The sequence below is a fragment of the Methylobacter tundripaludum SV96 genome (assembly GCF_000190755.2).
In the GTDB taxonomy this organism is placed as follows: Bacteria; Pseudomonadota; Gammaproteobacteria; order Methylococcales; family Methylomonadaceae; genus Methylobacter_A; species Methylobacter_A tundripaludum.
Genome location: NZ_JH109152.1, coordinates 1647669 through 1666461 on the forward strand (window position 1 = coordinate 1647669; position 18793 = coordinate 1666461).

Genomic DNA, 18793 nt, shown 5'->3' on the forward strand with positions numbered 1-18793 from the left:
TTTGATAATTTTTGTGAGAATTCAGTCAACCTTGTTATTTGACAATTACTGGCCTAATCAGTGAGCATGTAAGTAAATATACGTAGTTTATGTAGGCATATACCTACTCCATGCCTTATCATTATCTTGTCCGCTTGAGAGACATACCATGAAACATCACTCCCGCCCCTGGCTAAAAGCTGCGCGTCAAAGCGCCTCACGTTCATTGCGCCTGGTACTGGAGCCGCGCATGGTGTTTGATGCAGCAGTGGCGGATACTGCAAGCATTGTCGAGGACATTGCCAACGTCACTGGCGATGTTCTCACCAACGACACCGGTGCGGGACTGACGGTACAAGGCGTTGCAGACGGAACACCGGCAGGCCCACTGGCAGGCAATGTAGCCGGCGCAGTGGCCGGCACATACGGCAGCTTGACGGTCCAGGCCAATGGCAGCTACGACTACGCATTGAACAATGCGTCATCAACAGTACAGGCGCTCGCAGCCGGACAGACGGCAACCGACACCTTCACTTACACGACGAAGAACGGAGCTAACACTCCGTTCACCTCGACATTGACAGTCACCGTAACAGGTGCAAATGATGCACCATCCGCCATAGCGGATACCAACAGTATCGCCGAAGACGCCGTCAGCATTACCAGCAATGTACTGAGCAATGATACCGATGTCGACACCGGCGACATCAAAACTGTCACCGCCATCACCGGTGGCGAGGTTGGTAGTCCGATGACCGGCACCTACGGCAACCTCACGCTCAATGCCGACGGCAGCTACACCTACAAACTGGATAATACGAATGCCGCCGTAAAAGCGCTGGGCGCCGGTCATTCCTTGACCGAAACCTTTACTTACACGATGAAAGATGCGGCCAATGCCACATCTTCCGCCACACTAACCATCACCATCGACGGCATCACCGATACCCCGATAGTGACGACGGACGAATCCTCGGTCAACGCGACTGCGCGCGAGATTGTCTTCATCGAGGGCAATATAAGCCAACTGCAACTGCTCGCTACCGGAGTGCGCCCGGGAGTCCAGGCGATCATCCTCGATCCTGCACGCGACGGTCTCGACCAGATAGCCGAGGCATTAAGCGGAAAAACCGACCTCAGCGCTATCCACATCATCAGCCACGGCAGCCAAGGCGCGTTGCAACTGGGTGGCATGGCCCTCAATGATGCCGCCCTGCAATCTCACAGCGCCGACCTCGCCGCTATCCGCGCCTCCCTTGCGACGGGCGGAGACCTGCTGCTCTATGGCTGCGACATTGGCCAAGGATATGCCGGCGTCAATTTCATCGGCCATTTGGCGCAGGCGACCGGCGCGGATGTGGCGGCATCCACTGACCCCACCGGTTACGCCATGCTGGGCGGCAACTGGATATTGGAACAGCAGACAGGAACGATTGAGGCCAACTCGCCGTTGACGGATCAGGCGATGGCGGCCTATAGCGCCTTGCTGGTGAGTCCCGCCATCACTACGCCGTCCGCCCTGTCGATCAATGAGGACGCGAGCTACGCCTTCTCCGGCTTTAATGTCACTTATGCCGGCGCCGAAACTAATTTTGAAGCGGTGGTTACAGTCACCACGGCAGGCAGCGGAAATTTGGTGGACGGCGTCGTCTCCGACACCCAGCTTGCGTCTCAAGGCAGCCTCGCCGCCATTAACGCCTTTTTGAACGGGCTGCAATTCCAGGATGCCTCGAACTGGAACGGCGCTGCCAACATCGATGTCACCATTAATGTCTATAACGGCAACTACTCTGCCGGGAACCTTGCCGCAACCAACAGCGCTAATTTCAATGTTACCGTCAACCCGGTCAACGATGCCCCGGCGGGAACCAACAAAACCATAAGCATTTCCGAGGACGGTTCAAAAGTCTTCAGCGCGGCCGACTTCGGTTTTACCGACACGATAGACTCGAACACACTGAGCGCAGTAAAGATCACCACAACACCACTGCACGGAACACTCAAAAATAACGGCACGACGCTGACGGCCGGCCAATCCGTCAGCGTGGCGGATATCAATGCAGGCTATCTGGTCTATACGCCGATAGCCAATGCAAACGGAACCGGCTACGGCAACTTTACATTCCAGGTTCAGGATAACGGCGGCACCTTAAACGGCGGCGCGGACACCGATCCATCGGCCAAAACCATGACCATCGACGTCACGGCGGTCAACGACACCCCGACCACCACCAATGCTTCTCTCTCGGTGAACAAGAATGCAACGCTCACCTTTTCCCTGGCCTCGTCGGACGTGGACGGCGGCACCAACAGTACGACCGACGCCGCAGTAAACCAGTACAAGATAGATACCGTTTCGGCTAACGGCATCCTCAAAGACAGCAGCGGTAACACCTTGTCCGCCGGAAGCATCATTACAGTGGCCGCAGCCACCAATATGACCTTCACCCCGACCACCAATTACACAGGCTCGACCTCTTTTACCTTCGAAGCGATAGACTCGGCTGGACTCCATAGTAACGCCAGCACCGTGAGCATTACCGTCAACTCGGTCAACCAGCCGCCTATCATCACGATACCGGCCGCGCAATCCGTTAATGAAGATACCAGCTTGACCCTGTCCGGCCTCTCTCTTTCCGACCCTGACGCCGGCAGCGCCGTTGTCCAGGCTACCCTCAGCGCCTCCCATGGGAACATCAATTTCGTCAGCACCACGGGACTGACCGTCACCGCAGGCGCAAACAACAGCCACAGCATTACCGTGCAAGGCACAATTAACGACATCAATACGGCATTGGGAAGTTCAAATCTACGCTACACTCCTGACGCCAATTACCCGAACGCCACTGCCGCCGCCACCGACACCATTACCATTGTCGCAAACGACCTGGGCAACACCGGCGGCGGAGCTCAGACCGATACCAAAACCATCACTGTGACCGTCAACCCGGTCGCGGATGCCCCGGTCACCGGCGCCGCCACCTTGGCTGCGGTAAATGAAGACACCCTCGATCCTGCCGGCGCTTCCGTTTCCAGCCTGATGAGCGGACATTTCACCGATGTCGACGGCAATACCCTGGCCGGTATCGCCATTAGCGCCGACGCCACCTCCGCCAGCCAAGGCGTCTGGCAGTATTCCGCCAACAACGGCAGCTCCTGGCAGGCCGTGGGCGACGTCAGTGCGGGTTCGGCCCTACTGCTGGACGCCACAGCCTTGCTCCGCTTTGTACCTGCCGCCAACTGGAACGGCACGCCCGGTAACCTGACCATCCATGCCGTCGACAACAGCGGCAGCCGGACATACACCAGCACCGCCAGCAGGCAGACCGTCAATGTCAGCGGCAACACCGACATCGACGCCACGGGCAACAGCCTGGGCACCAGCATTACCTCGGTAGCGGACCCTTTCGTCTACGTGAATGACAGCTACCTCAGAGTGGACGAAGGCGGCACCTCCGTGCTCGACAGCAGCATCCTCAAGATCACCAACGTTGAGGCAAGCGCCGCCCAAATCGTCTATACGGTCACCGGCAACACGTTCAGCCACGGGGTAATGCAATTAGACAGCGCTCATAACGGAACCTGGACGACTGTCGTCGGCAACGGCACCACCTTCACGCAGGACGATATAGACAACGGTCATCTGCGCTACGTCCATGACGGCAGCGAACCGGCCTACGCCGCCGACCAGACGCTGTCGTACAACGTTGCCGAAGGCGGCACCTCGGCGAACCGCACGCTGACCATCAAGATTTCCCCGGTCAACGACATCCCGGTGCTCTATACGCCGGGAGACACCGCTCCGGATACTACCGTTCTTAGCGCAAACGTTCAGAAGGGAAGTTGGCTGACGTTTTCGACTGGCAATATCCAGGCGGTCGATCCCGACAACACCAATGAACAACTGGTCTTCCGCCTCGAAAGCCTTCCCACTCACGGCATTCTGACCTATAACGGCAATGCGGTGGCTATCGGCACGATCTTTAACTACGCCAACCTGAGCGGGCTGAAGTACACTCATAACAACGACAGTACATCAAGCGACGCTTTCAGCGTCACGCTGAGAGACGGTGCAGGCGGCGTAGTGAGCGCGCGCACCATCGACCTCGCTATCGGCATCTTCAATACCGCGCCCACCGGCATCGGCAACCTGAGCGCGAGTATTTTCGAGGATCCGGCTGCCAATAATGGCATGGCGATAAAAAACTTTCCGGGCTACAGCTTCTCCGATGCCGACACCGGCGCTACGATAAAAGGCGTCGCCATTGTCGGCGGCAACACCGCCAATCCGGCCGCACAGGGAACATGGCAGTATTCAACGGACGGCTCTCACTGGGCGGACATTGGCTCAGTCAACGACACCACCAGCGCGCTCGTCCTGTCTCCCGACACCCTGGTGCGGTTTGTCCCGGTGTCCAACTATAACGGCGATCCCGGCGCGCTTTCCGTCCGCGCGCTCGACAACACCTATACCGGCGGCACCTCGGTTAGCAATGGCTCAGAAACGCGCGTAACGCTTGACGTCACCAACCGGGGCGGAACGACGGCCATATCCGGCAACGCCAATACGCTCGGCATTACCGTCACCGCCGTAAACGACGATCCGGTAATGGCAACGATCAATTCACTGGATCTGGGATCGGGCGTCTATACAGCGACAGTGACCACGTCGCAGCTGTCCGCTACCGACGTGGAAGGCGATACCATCACCTATCGCCTCGAATCCAGGCCGACCTATGGCTGGCTGCTGCTGAACGGCACCCCGCTTGGCACCGGTTCCATTTTTACCCAGGCCGATATAAACAGCGGCAAGCTGACTTATCAAAACTACTACAACAACAGCGGCACCGACGGTTTCAATGTCACGGCGCGCGACGGCGAATATAATGTGCAGTTGAACCGGCCGGGCGGGGTCTACTCAGGCAATACCATTCAACAGCTTCATGTGACCGTCAATATAACCTCCCAAACCGGTGCGCCCGGCGGCAACGGCAGCACCGGCGGAGGCGGCGCGACCGGGGCCGTCGACGGCTATGGCATCGGCACCACTACCGTCACCGGCGGCGGCGCGGGTACTCCGGCAACGGCTGTCAATGACGTTTTGTATACCAGCCAAAATACGCCGGTAACGGTTTATCCGTCCTTGCTGCTGAATAACGATAACGGCGCCGGAACGCTTGCCATTACCGGCGTGAATGCCGTTCCGGGCAGCGATCACGGCATCGTGGCGATTAATGGCGACGGCACCATAACATTTACCCCGGAAACCGCTTTTGCCGGCGACGGCAGCTTCACTTACACATTTACGGATGCGGAAAACAAAACAGCCACCGCCACGGTGACTGTTCATGTGCTTGGCGTCAACGACCCGCTCAACAAGAATCTGCCATTGGTGCTCGACGAAGGTTCCGTTGCGGCCATAACCAATACCATCCTCCAGGCTCCGACTGCCGATTGCGTATTCACCCTCGGCAGCACATTGCCCAGCAACGGCTACCTCTATTTGGACAGCACGCCGGGCGACGGCATCGGCAACGCCACCAAGTTAGGATTTGGCGATACTTTTACCCAAGCCGATATTGATGCGGGCAAGGTCAAATTCGCCCACAACGGCAGCGAAGATTTCATCTCCGGCTTCAACTTCACGCTTACCGACGGCAGCGGCAATGTGCTGGCCAAGTCCATCTTCAACATCGACGCAACCCCGGTCAACGATACCCCCGCCATCGGCGTGAGCGGCGCCGGCACCCTGGGCTTGGGCGCAACCTATGTATTCAACTCCGGGAGCAATGTCGCCATCGCCCTCGCCGACGTTGACGGCAGCGGCGACAAGACCGGCGCTACGGCGTTCCAGTCCACGAACGCCGAACTGGGCTTCCGCGTCACCACGCTGGCGGCCCACGGCACGCTTCAGTATTACAACGGCTCCGCCTGGGTCGCGATCACAGCCGGAAACATGGCGTCCACGCCGATCGGCAAAACCGACCTGACTAACGGCTACTTCCGCTACATCCAGGACGGCACCAATAACTTCCACGACAGCTTCCAAATCACCCCGGACGACAGCAAGGGCGTGCTCACGGCAGGCCAACTAAGCGTCGGCGCTCCTGTGACGGTGAGCCTCAACGTGGTGCCGGCGAACCTATATCCGGTCATCCTGAACGATACCGGCCTGACCGTCGCCAACGGTAAAGCGATTTATGAAGGCGATACCGCTATCATTCACGCCGCCGACCTGATGGGAACCGACCCGGACAACACCGATACCCAGATTCAGTTCCGCATCACCAGCAACGTCCAATACGGCCAACTGCTTTTGAATGGGCAGATACTCGGCGTGGGCAGCGCCTTCACCCAGGATGACCTCAACAACAACCGGGTTAGCTACAAACACGACGGACTCGAAGGGACAACCGACTCCTTTAGCTTTAGGCTGTCCGACGGCAGCGGCGGCAACGGTATCGACAGTGCCGATCTGGTCGAACCGCCCGGCACTTTCAATATCGACATCATCCCGGTCAACGATGCGCCGGTCGTCACCGTGCCCGGCGCGCGGACCGTGGCTGAAGAACAAACCGTTACCATCACCGGCATCAGCATCGCCGACCCGGACAGCGTGAACCGGGCCCTGGCCATTGATAACAATTTCGGCCCCCTATTGGTAACGCTCTCCGCCGATCACGGCGTCCTCACCTTCGGCACCACCACCGGCCTGACTTTTGTTAACGGCACCGCAAACGGCGCCGCCACCATTGCCGTCACGGGCACACTGGGAGCACTCAACACCGCCTTAGGGACGTTGACCTATCAGGGTAATGCCAATTACATCGGCAGCGATACGCTAACGGTCAGGACTGACGATCTTGGCCATTATGGGGACGTCAATCGTGACGCAACGGTAACCATAGGAACGGCGGCAGCGCCCGGCGTGGACAACCTGTTCGACGTAAAAACCGTGGCGATCACGGTAACGCCGGTCAACGACGCGCCGACCTTGAGCGGCATATCGGCCAACGCCTATACAGAGGACGCAGCGGCAATCGTGCTTGCTTCGCTGGCGAATCCGGCGGATATCGACCTGGATGCGTTCAATAGCTTGAACGGCAACTGGGGTAGCGCCACGCTGACGCTTTCCCGTAGCGGCGGCGCTAATGCCGAAGACCTGTTCAGCAACAGCGGCACGCTGGGAACACTGACACAGGGCGGCAACCTGACCTTGGGCGGCGTAACGAAAGGCACGGTTACCACCAACAGCAACGGCACCTTAAAATTAACCTTTGCCGACGGCGTAACCACCGCGGAAGTACAATCCGTGCTACAGCAGATCGCCTACAGCAACAGCCGCCAGTCGCTTGCCGCAGGGCAAACCGCATCAGTCGCCTTGGCTTGGGTACTCGATGACGGGGACACCGATCCTGACCGCGCCAATAACGGACAGGGTACGGGCGGTCACCTTTTCGTGAGTGTCAACCAGACCATCACCCTGACCGGCGTCAATGACGCGCCGACCGGAAGCGGCGTTGCCTCCATAACACCGGCCTCGCTGACCGCGACTGAAGACGTCACCGCCGGCGTCGCCGGCGATACGGTCGCCAACCTGTTTACTGCTAAGTACAGCGATTCCGATGCCTCGAACAGCTTGGGGGGCATAGCCATCACCGCCAACTCATCCGTAGCAAGCGAAGGACATTGGGAGTATTCCACCAATAATGGCGCAAGCTGGACCCAAATAGCCAACAACGGCAGCATTACCACGGCTAATGCCCTGGTGCTGTCAGCGACAGACAAAATCCGTTTTCTGCCGGATGCTTCGAATTACAACGGCACGCCCGGCAGCCTGACGCTACGCCTGATCGACAATTCCGCGACAGTCGCCAGCGCTTCGTTTGTCGACGTTTCCGACGACGCCGCCAAATCGGGCGGCGCCACGCAATACAGCAACAGCAGCAACGCCGTGACGCTTAACGCAACGGTAACAGCGGTCAATGACGCGCCGACAATCTCTGGCAACAAAACCGTCAGCGACGGCGTCACCGAAAGCAGCCCTATCGTCATTTCCAGTGCCGGCACCATTCCCTCCGTGGTGGCTGACATTGAAGCCACGCGCATTGCCGGTGGAGAAGGCGGCGCCGATAAGGGCAAAGTCAGCGTCACGGTAGCCGTCGCCAACGGCCTTACCCACGGCAAGATCACATTAGGTTCGACCGGCAATGTAACCATTACCGCCGGCGCCGACAATTCCAACACGGTGACCATCAAGGGCCTGCTGTCCGACATTAACGCCGCGCTTGACGGACTGAGCTTCACGCCCGGCGACAACGCGAACACCTCGGAAGACGTTACCGTGACTGTCGACGACCTCGGCAACAGCGGCACAACGACGACTGCCGGCAGCAAGCTGACCGCGACTCAGACCATCACCATCACCAACATCGCGCAGATCAACGACGCACCGACGGCAACGGGCAACGCCACCCTTACGGCAGTTAACGAGGATGCGGGGGCGGCCGCCAACATTCCCAACTACGGCAATCTTGCCGCCGCAACCGGCGCCACCGTCAGCAGCCTGTTCAACGCTAAGTTTAGCGACGTTGACACCACCAGCAGCTCTCACACTTTTTCCGGCATCGCGATTACCGGTAATGCGGAGGACGGGACTCATGGACATTGGGAGTACTCCACCGATAGCGGAGCAAGCTGGACCCAGATCCCAACCGCCGGTTTGAGCGATACCGCCGCCCTGGTTATCGGCAGCGCCGCTAACAACATGATCCGCTTCAACCCGGACACCGCCGATTACAACGGCACCCCAGGCGCTCTGACGGTGCGTTTGTCGGACGGCAAAAGCTTTGTTACCAGCACAAATGCTTTAGATCTCAAGCTGCTTGCCACCGGGATCACGGATGGTTGGTCAAACGCCATATCCCTGACCACCAGCGTGACTCAAGTCAATGACGCACCGATCATTTCCAACCTGGACGGCGACAACGTTGCTTTCGTCGAAGCAGTCGGCGTCAACGTGGCGGGCATCGCGGTCTATATCGACAACGGCGGCAATGCCTCGCTGGGGGATATCGATCTGATCACCCGCACTGAGACCACGTTCAATGGCGCCACGCTCACCGTACGAGATCACCTTGGCGCCGATTCCAATGATTTCTTCGTGATACAGACCGGCGTCAACAACATCTCGATCAGCGGCGGCTTTACCACGCCTTCCGGTCTGAAGCTGTTCAATAGCGGCTCGTCGATCAACTACAACGGCGTAAGCGTCGCCGCCATCACCAACAACAGCAGTACCGGCACGCTTGTACTCACCTTTAACGCCAACGCCACGGGAGCTGCGGTTGATGCGATCCTGCATAACCTTGCCTACTCCAACAACAAAGACGCGTTGACGGCGGGCACTAAGGATATCGATATCATCTTTAAGGACGGCAACGCTACCCAGGCGAACAATGTCCAGGGCTCAGGCGGCGAATTATCGACCACTGCCACGGTGCATATCACCCTCTCGCCGTCCAACGACGCGCCGTCGTTTACCGCCGGTGCCACGATTTCAGACAATGAGGATGTCACACCGTTGCCGCTAGTGCAAAGCACGCTTGGCTCGCTGCTTGGCGGCGCCAATTTTACCGATCCTGACGGCGGCGGCAATCTTGCCGGCGTAGCCGTCAGCGCTTACTCGGACAAGAGCAACAATGCCCAGATCCTCGGTTCGTGGCAGGTTTCCTTCGATTCAGGTACGACATGGACCAACTTGTCGGATCTCAGTACCACAGCCGGCGGCATCTCCGCATCCAAGGCCCTGCTGCTGTCCGCAAACACCATGGTCCAGTTTGTGCCGGATGCGAACGCCAATACCGCCGGACTCGCCACTCCGCCCAGGCTGACCGTATTTGCGGTTGAAGACGGCATCCCGGTGGGGGCGTCCGCCGTCAATGCGCCGGCGATAACCTTCTCGACAGCCGCCGGCACGCTTGTAACCTACGACACCACGGCAGACACCCTGGAAGCGCGGGTGTCCGCTGCCAGCGTCAACATCGACGTACAGATTACGCCGATCAATGACGCGCCGGTAGTGACGGCTACGGCTACCAACCCGAATCTCAACGAGAACAGTTCCACTGCCAGCGGCCTCAGTATCGACCCGGTTCTGCTGCTAAATTCAGGCGTTACGGTTGCGGATGTTGACCTAGCAACCAATGCCAACCTTACCAGCACGATCTTCGGACACGGCACCATTACGGTCAGTCTGCATAATTCCGGCTACACCGCCAGCGACTACGTTACCGGCGACGTGCTTTTCGTGGCCGGCACCCTGCCCAGCGGCGTCACGACTTCCGGCGGTACGGCCGGCGACCTGACGATTACGCTGGCCAACGGTACGACACTGGCGGAAGTGAAGACTATTCTCGAAAACATCGCTTACAAGAATACCGGAGATAACCCGACAGTCAGTCAGACCAATACGGACCGCCATTACCGCATCGTTGTCAATGACGGCAACAACGTCCAGGCGGGCGGCAATGCCGGCGGACCGGCCAAATCGTCGGCAAATATCGACGGCGTCCTGACCATTTCGCCTACCAATGACGCGCCGATAGTCGACTTGAATGGAGGCTCGGCGGGCAATGACAACACCGTGACCTTTACCGAAGGCGCCAATACCGCCAACACGCCGGCATATATAGCCGCCGCCAGCGGAACCCTGCTGAGCGACGTGGACAACGCCAATCTGACCCAGATGGTGATAACGGTGGGCGGCCTGCTGGACGGCAACAACGAAGTCCTGAACATTGACGGTACCCAGTTCCAATTGGCAACCGACCGGACGGTGACAAACTCCACCAGCCATTTCGACATAGCCTATGCCGGCGGGATCTTCACGATCACCAAGAATGGCGCCGCTATCGATTCTGTCGCCAATTTCCAGACGTTGTTACGGGGAATCACCTACGACACCCTGACCGACACCCCAACGGCCGGAGCCCGCACTTTCGACGTCCAAGTAACGGATGCCGGGGTCGACGATGCAGGAAACGCCGCCACCAAACTCGACAGCAATCTGCCCAGGACGACCCTTACCGTCGTTCCGGCCAACGACCAGCCGCGCCTTACCAATCTGAGTTCCTCGGTTTCGTTCCATGAAAATGCCCTTCAGGCCGGCGCGGACTGGCTCGACCAAAGCGTTACGCTGACTGAACTGGACGGCGCCAACTACAACAACGGCACCATCACCATCAGCGGTCTTGCAGCGGCGGACATCGTTTCGCTACCGTCAGCGCCCTCGGCAACACTGGGCAACGTCCAGTGGACCGGCGTGAACGGCGGCAATGTCCAGTACCATGACGGCAGCAGTTGGGTCACGGTGGGTACCGCGACCGGCGGCACGGCAGGCAACTTTGTGGTCACGCTCAACAGCAGCGCCACGCCCGCCATTGCCCAGCGCATCATCGAGAACCTGACGTTCAGGAACACCTCCGATGCGCCGGCCACCACGCGTACGTTGACCTATACGGTCAATGACGGCAGCGCGGGCGGCAGCGTCCTCGGCGCCACCCTCGGCGTGACCATCATCCGGGATAATGACGCGCCTGTAATGAGCGCAGCCTCGCTCGGCGGCACCTACACGGAGCGAAGCGCGACTGGGCTACAGTTGGTCAACGGCACGGTCGGCAGCACGATCCTGGTTTCCGACCCTGACAGCCCCACCAATTTCAACGGCGGATCGCTGACGGTCTCGTTATCCGGCTACCAGACCGGCGATACGTTAAGCGTCCTCAACGACAGCACGGCGGCGGGGCATATCAGCGTTTCCGGCAACACTGTCAGCTTTGGCAATGTCAGTTTCGCCGGCACCAGCGGCGGCAACGGCAACGATCTGGTCATTACCTTCAACTCCACCGCCGCCCCGGCGGCGGTGCAAGCCCTGCTCGCCCAATTACGTTACAGCAACACCGCCAACGATAACCCGACCCATTACGGTGCGGCTCCCACGCGCAATTTCACTATCACCCTTAACGATGGCGCCAATACCCACGATGCGGCCGCCGATGTTCCCGGGGCGCTGACGGCGACACTGAGCGGCACCATCACCGTCACCCCGACGGCCGACGCGCCAGTGATCGGGGCAAGCAACGCGATCTTCACCGAAGGCGGCAGCGCAGTGACACTTTCCCCAGCACTGACGCTCACCGACGCGGACGATACCCAGGCCACCGGAGCGACCGTGCAAATCAGCGCCAACCTGCAAACGGCTTACGATAGCCTGGCGGTAGCGGGTACGGTTTTAGGCAACACGATCGGCGGCACTAACATCACCGTGACCGGTTACGATTCCAGCACAGGCACACTGACCCTCAGCGGCACCGATACACTGGCCAATTACCAGGCCGCCCTGCGCACGGTCACTTTCAGCAACAGCAATGAAGACCCGGCCGGCAACAACCTGACCGGTACGCGCACCCTCACTTGGTCGGTTACCGATGCCAACTCGAATAATATCGGCGGCAGCGGCGCAACCGGCACCACGACCAGCACCGTAACACTGTATCCGGTCAATGATGCACCCATCATTTCCGAGCTGGACGCAACTTCGGCCAATACCTATGTACAGGGCGGCGCGGCTGTCATCATCGACAGCAATGCAACACTCGGCGATTACGAACTGGCCGTCCGCGACAACTGGGCCGGAGCAAAACTCACCATCGCACGGTCAACCGGCGCCAGCACCGATGACGTTCTCGGCGCTTCCGGCACCAGCTCGTCCGGGCTGTACCTGAATGCCGGCAATATTCAGGTCGATGGCACTACCGTTGGAACCTATACCAATAGCGGCGGCACCCTGACCATGACTTTCGGCGCAACGGCTACCACCGCCCTTGTCAACAAAGCGCTGCAAGGCATCACCTACGCCAACGCAATTACGACGGCGGGCAGCCTTGGCTACAACAGCGTTATCCTGCGCGTCGGCATCGACGACCAGAACACCGACACCACGGGCGGCGGCACGGCGGGGACGGCAACCGGAGCTCAAAAACAGGGCAGCGGCGGCCTGAAGACCGCAACGCAGGACATTGTCGTAAACATCAATAGGCGCCCGATCGCGAATGCGGATACCGGTTCGGTCAGCGAAGGCGTCTTGACCTCGGACGCCACCACCGTATCGGGAGACGTGACGCCGGCCGGCACAGCCGGCGGCAACGTCCTGGACACCGACCAGGACGGGGACACACTGACCGTGCAGGGAGTGCAGGCAGGTACGCAGAGCGGACCATTGACCGGCAGCGTGAACACCGCCGTCAACGGCAGCTATGGATCGGTCAATATCGCCGCCGACGGCAGCTACACCTACGCGGTCGACAACACCAACGCCGCGATCCAGCACCTTGCAATCGGCGAAACCAAAACCGACACGTTCTCCTATACGATCAGCGACGGCAGAGGCGGCACCTCCACCACCACGCTGACCATCACCATCAACGGCACCAACGACGCACCGGTGCTGAGTGATACGGCGCTCACCGTCACCCAGGCTGAAGACGACGGCATTCCAGGCAGCGGCACGGCCGGCACCCTGGTTTCCGCGCTCGCCGGCGGCAGCAACATTGCCGATCTCGACGCCGGCAATCCCAAGGGCATCGCCATCACGGCCACCGACAGCACGCATGGCACTTGGTATTACAGCACTACCGCCGCGCCAAGCTGGACAGCGTTTACCGCCACCGGCAACAGCGCACTGCTGCTGGCCGCCGACGCCAACACCCGCATCTATTTCAAGCCGACAGGTGACTGGCACGGCAGCATCACCGGAGCGCTTACTATCCGCGCTTGGGATACTACCAGCGGCAGTAACGGGAGCACAGCAGGCCTGAGCAATGCAGGTTCCAGCACCGGCGGCACGACCGCTTTTTCTACAGCGACGGATAGCGTTGATCTAACAATCACCCCTATCAACGACGCTCCTACACTCAGCGGCAGCACCACGCTGGCTGCCACCAATGAAGACACAACGTCATCCGCCACCGCTGCAACCATCGCAGGCGCATTGACCTATGGCGACGCCGCTGACGACCAGACCGGCAACGGCGGCAACTCTACCGCCACGGCGCGGACGGCGCTGGCCATTGTCGGCAATGCGGCGACAGCGGGCCAAGGCGTCTGGCAATATACGACCGACGGCAGCAGTTGGAATACTATATCGACTACAATCGGCAACACCACCGCAGTCGTGCTCGACCTTGGCAATACCAATCACCAGATCCGCTTCGTTCCGGCAACCGACTATAACGGTACGCCTGGCGTATTAACACTGCGCGTAGCCGACGGGTCCTGGAACAGCGCGACCGGAATACAAAACATCAACGCCGCAGTCGGCGGCACCGGCGCTTGGTCAAGCGGCACAGGGACACTAGGCATCACCGTTAATGCATTGAACGATGCACCGACCGTTAGCGGCCTAAACGCCACGCCGACCTTTGTCGAAGGTATCGATACCGCCGGTAACCGTACAGTCATCGGCACCCCGATCATTCTCGATTCCAGCGTTACTATCGGCGACATCGAAATCGTCACCCAAGCTGTCGACAATTTTAGCGGTACGACACTGACCATTGCCCGCGACAACGGCAGCGGCAGTTTCTCGGCCAACGCCCAGGATATTTTCGGCCTGGACACAACCGGCACCGTCAGCATTGCCGGAACTGTGATTTCCGTCAGCGGCACCGCGATGGCCGACATCACCAGCAATAGCGGCGGCCAACTGCTCATTACTTTCCGCTCAGCGGCAACCAGCGCCCAGGTAAACACAGTGGTCAGCGCAGTAACCTATGCGCTCAATTCTGATACACCGCCCGCCAACGTCACATTGCGCTATCGCTTCAACGATGACAATCAGGCCGCCGCCCAAGGCAGCGGCGGCAGCCTGACCGGTGACGCCACCATCACGGTCGGCATCACCGCCCAAAACGACATACCGCTGGCAGTGGACGACACCAACGCCATTACCGAAGATGCAATGCCAAACACTACGACAGGCAATGTCATCACCGGGATCGGTTCTCCAAATACCAGCGCAGACAGCGACCCCGAAAACGACACGCTAACCATTACCGCATTGCGCACCGGCGCCGAAGGAGCCGGAGGAAGCACTACGGCCGTCACCAGCGGCACGACCAGCGCCAACGGTACGCTGCTCGCGGGCAGCTACGGTTCCATCACGCTCGGCGCCGACGGCAGCTACAGCTATGCACTCGACAATGCCAACGTCACGGTCAATGCATTAAGGAACGGCCAAACCCTGACCGAAACCTTTACCTACACCCTCAGCGACGGACACAGCGGCACCGATACCGCACAGATAACCATCACTATTTCCGGTAACTCAGACGGCGCACCATCAATCGTTCCAGTGGACGGTAACGGCGCAGCCATAGGTCAAGTGACGGTCAATGAATCCGGCCTGACCGGCATCGGCGACACGACTGAAACCAACACTGGCTCGGTCACCTTGTCGGCAGCGGACGGATTGACCAGCATCAATGTCGGCGGCACTACAGTCACATTGGCGCAATTGAATGCGCTGGGCAGCACACCGGTCGTTATCAATACGTCGAAAGGCGCGATCACACTGACCGGCTACACTTCAACCTCGAATGTAGGCGGCGTCTCGACCGGCGGCACACTGGCATACCGCTACACGCTGTCCCAAGTACAAACCACACCGGCGGCGACCGGGAACAGCGACGCAATTGCCCTGACCATCACCGATGCGGGCGGCGGCAGCGCTAACGGTACGCTGACCGTCAGAATCGTTGATGACGTTCCTACAGCCAATGCCGACGCCAACAGTGTCAACGAAGGCACGACCTTGGCCGCGACCACGACTACCGGCAATGTGTTTGGCGCAACCGGCGCTACGGCCGGCGATGTCGCCGACCGGATCGGCGCGGATAACACGGCGACACCGGTAACGGCAGTGAGTTTCGGCGGCAACGCCAAGACTGTCGGAACCGTGTTCAACAGCACCTACGGCAGCCTGATACTGAATGCCGACGGCAGCTACAGCTATGCACTCGACAATGCCAACGTTACGGTCAATGCATTAAGGAACGGCCAAACCCTGACCGAAACCTTTACCTACACCATTACCGACGCAGACGGCGACACAGGCAGCACTACCCTCGTTATCACTATCAACGGCGTCACCGACGGCGCACCATCAATCGTTCCAGTGGACGGCAACGGCGCAGCCACAGGTCAAGTGACGGTCAATGAATCCGGCCTGACCAGCGTCGGCGACACGACTGAAACCCATACCGGCTCGATCACCTTGTCGGCAGCGGACGGATTGACCAGCATCAATGTCGGCGGCACTACAGTCACATTGGCGCAATTGAATGCGCTGGGCAGCACACCGGTCGTTATCAATACGCCGAAAGGCGCGATCACGCTGACCGGCTACACGTCAACCTCGAATGTAGGCGGCGTCTCGACCGGCGGCACACTGGCATACAGTTACACGCTGTCCCAAGTACAAACCACGCCGGCGGCGACCGGGAACAGCGACGCCATCGCCCTGACCATCGCCGATGCGGGCGGCGGCAGCGCTAACGGTACGCTGACCGTCAGAATCGTTGATGACGTTCCTACAGCCAATGCCGACGCCAACAGTGTCAACGAAGGCACGACCTTGGCAGCGACCGCGACTACCGGCAATGTGTTTGGCGCGACCGGCGCTACGGCAGGCGATGTCGCCGACCGGATCGGCGCGGATAACACGGCGACACCGGTAACGGCAGTGAGTTTCGGCGGCAACGCCAAGACTGTCGGAACCGTGTTCAACAGCGCCTACGGCAGCCTGACACTGAATGCCGACGGCAGCTACAGCTACTCTCTGGACAATGCCAACGTCACGGTCAATGCATTAAAGAACGGCCAAACCCTGACCGAAACCTTTACCTACACCATTACCGACGCAGACGGCGACACCAGCAGCACCAACCTCGTTATCACTATTAACGGCATAAATGATGCTCCGGTGGCAAAACCGGATACTAATACCGTCAATGAAAACGCCATACTCACGGTTATTACAGCCAATGGCGTCATTCAGAGCGGCACTGTATTGACCGGTGTCGACACCGATGTTGAAAGCGATACACTAACCGTCATCGGTGTTAAAACAGGAATTGTCGCCGACGTTGCAGCAGTCGGCACCGCCAATATCGCCGGCACGCTTACCGGTACTTACGGTACACTGACGCTGGCCGCCAACGGCAGCTACGTTTATGCTGCCGACCAGGCTGTCACTGATCGCTTGGGTTTGGGCGTGACCGCCACCGACACCTTTAGTTACGCCATTTCCGACGGTAACGGCGGTACTGCATTTACCACGTTGGTTATTACCGTTACCGGCACCAACGACGCGCCAACCACTGTCGGCCTGTTGCCTCCGGTTACGCAGGCGGACAGCACTATGGTTAGCTTAACTACGGCCGGTGGGTTTGCCGATCCCGATAGCAACAACATCTTCACTTATTCGGCTAGCGGCTTGCCTGCGGGCCTGTCAATCGATGCAAATACCGGTATGATTAGCGGGACCTTGGCCCATGATGCCAGCCAAGGTGGAGTGGACGGGGTGCATACCGTGGTTGTCACCGTCACTGACAGCCAAGGCGTGCCTGTTAGCCAAACATTCAGCTTCACCGTCACTAACCCGGCTCCTGTGGCTAATCCTGATACCAACGCGGTTAATGAAAGCTCGACGCTGACGGTTAATGCCGCCAATGGCGTCATCCGAAGCGGCGGCGCGCCAACCGGCACCGATACCGATGCGGATGGCGATACCCTAACCGTCATCGGCGTTAAATCCGGCACTGCCGCTAACGCTGCCGCCGTGGGTACTTCCAATGTCGGATCGGCCGTGCGTGGCACATATGGTACGCTGACTCTGGCCGCCGACGGCAGTTATACCTACCAGGCTAATGCGGTCGATGTCAGCGCTATCGTTACCGATACTTTTAGCTATGCGATTTCCGACGGTAACGGAGGCATCTCGTTCACCACCTTGGTCATTAGCGTTACCGGTACCGGTAAGGCGCCCAATGCGCCTGAAGGTTCGGTAATCCAGCTAGCCAATAGCCCGTCTTCATCTTCAGCTTCCGATACGGTTCAAGACAGCAGTACGGCCAATCCCACTTTTACCTCGACCGGCAGCTCCAATTCACAAAATTCAGGAGCCACTGTCACTGATGGCGAAGACAAGTCACCGTCGGAAGGCAGACAGTCCACAAAGACAGGAGATTCGATCCATTATGAACTGGAGTTGACCGGCTCTTTAAAAAACCAATTGGTACTGGAAAACAAAGAATTTTCATTCAGAATTCCAAACGGAGTATTCACCCATACCAATCCGAACGAACACCTGAGTTTTAAGGCGACCTCCCCCTCCGGTGGTGCTTTACCCTCCTGGATCCATTTCGATCCCAACACCAAGACCTTTTCCGGCGTTCCCCCCGTAGGTTCAAAGACTGAGACGGTGCTAGTCATCGTGAAAGACAGCAATGGCAAGGAAGTCAGCGCCAACTTCACTATCGGGGTTAATAAGGAAGACAGCACCCAGACTAGCCCATTAAGACAAGCCGATAGTAAACCTAAAATAATCAAACCGCAGGCCCGCATAAGCAACTTCGATACGATCTCAGGTAAACCCGGCCTAACCGAACAAGTGCATGCGGTCGGCAGGTTGAGCCGATTGCAGGAAAGCCGAGCCTTGCTGGACAGCTTAAAACAATTATAACCATTCCCTTTT

Annotated in this window: 1 protein-coding gene; it reads left to right on the top strand. The window is 58.9% G+C overall.

Annotation, left to right across the window (positions count from 1 at the left end; genetic code table 11):
- Nucleotides 1-148 precede the first annotated feature (148 nt).
- Nucleotides 149-18781 carry a cadherin-like domain-containing protein gene (locus tag METTU_RS07570; RefSeq protein ID WP_006890720.1) on the top strand — a complete coding sequence of 6211 codons (18633 nt, stop codon included), beginning with the start codon at nt 149-151 and terminating at the stop codon, nt 18779-18781.
- The last annotated feature ends 12 nt before the right edge of the window (nt 18782-18793 follow it).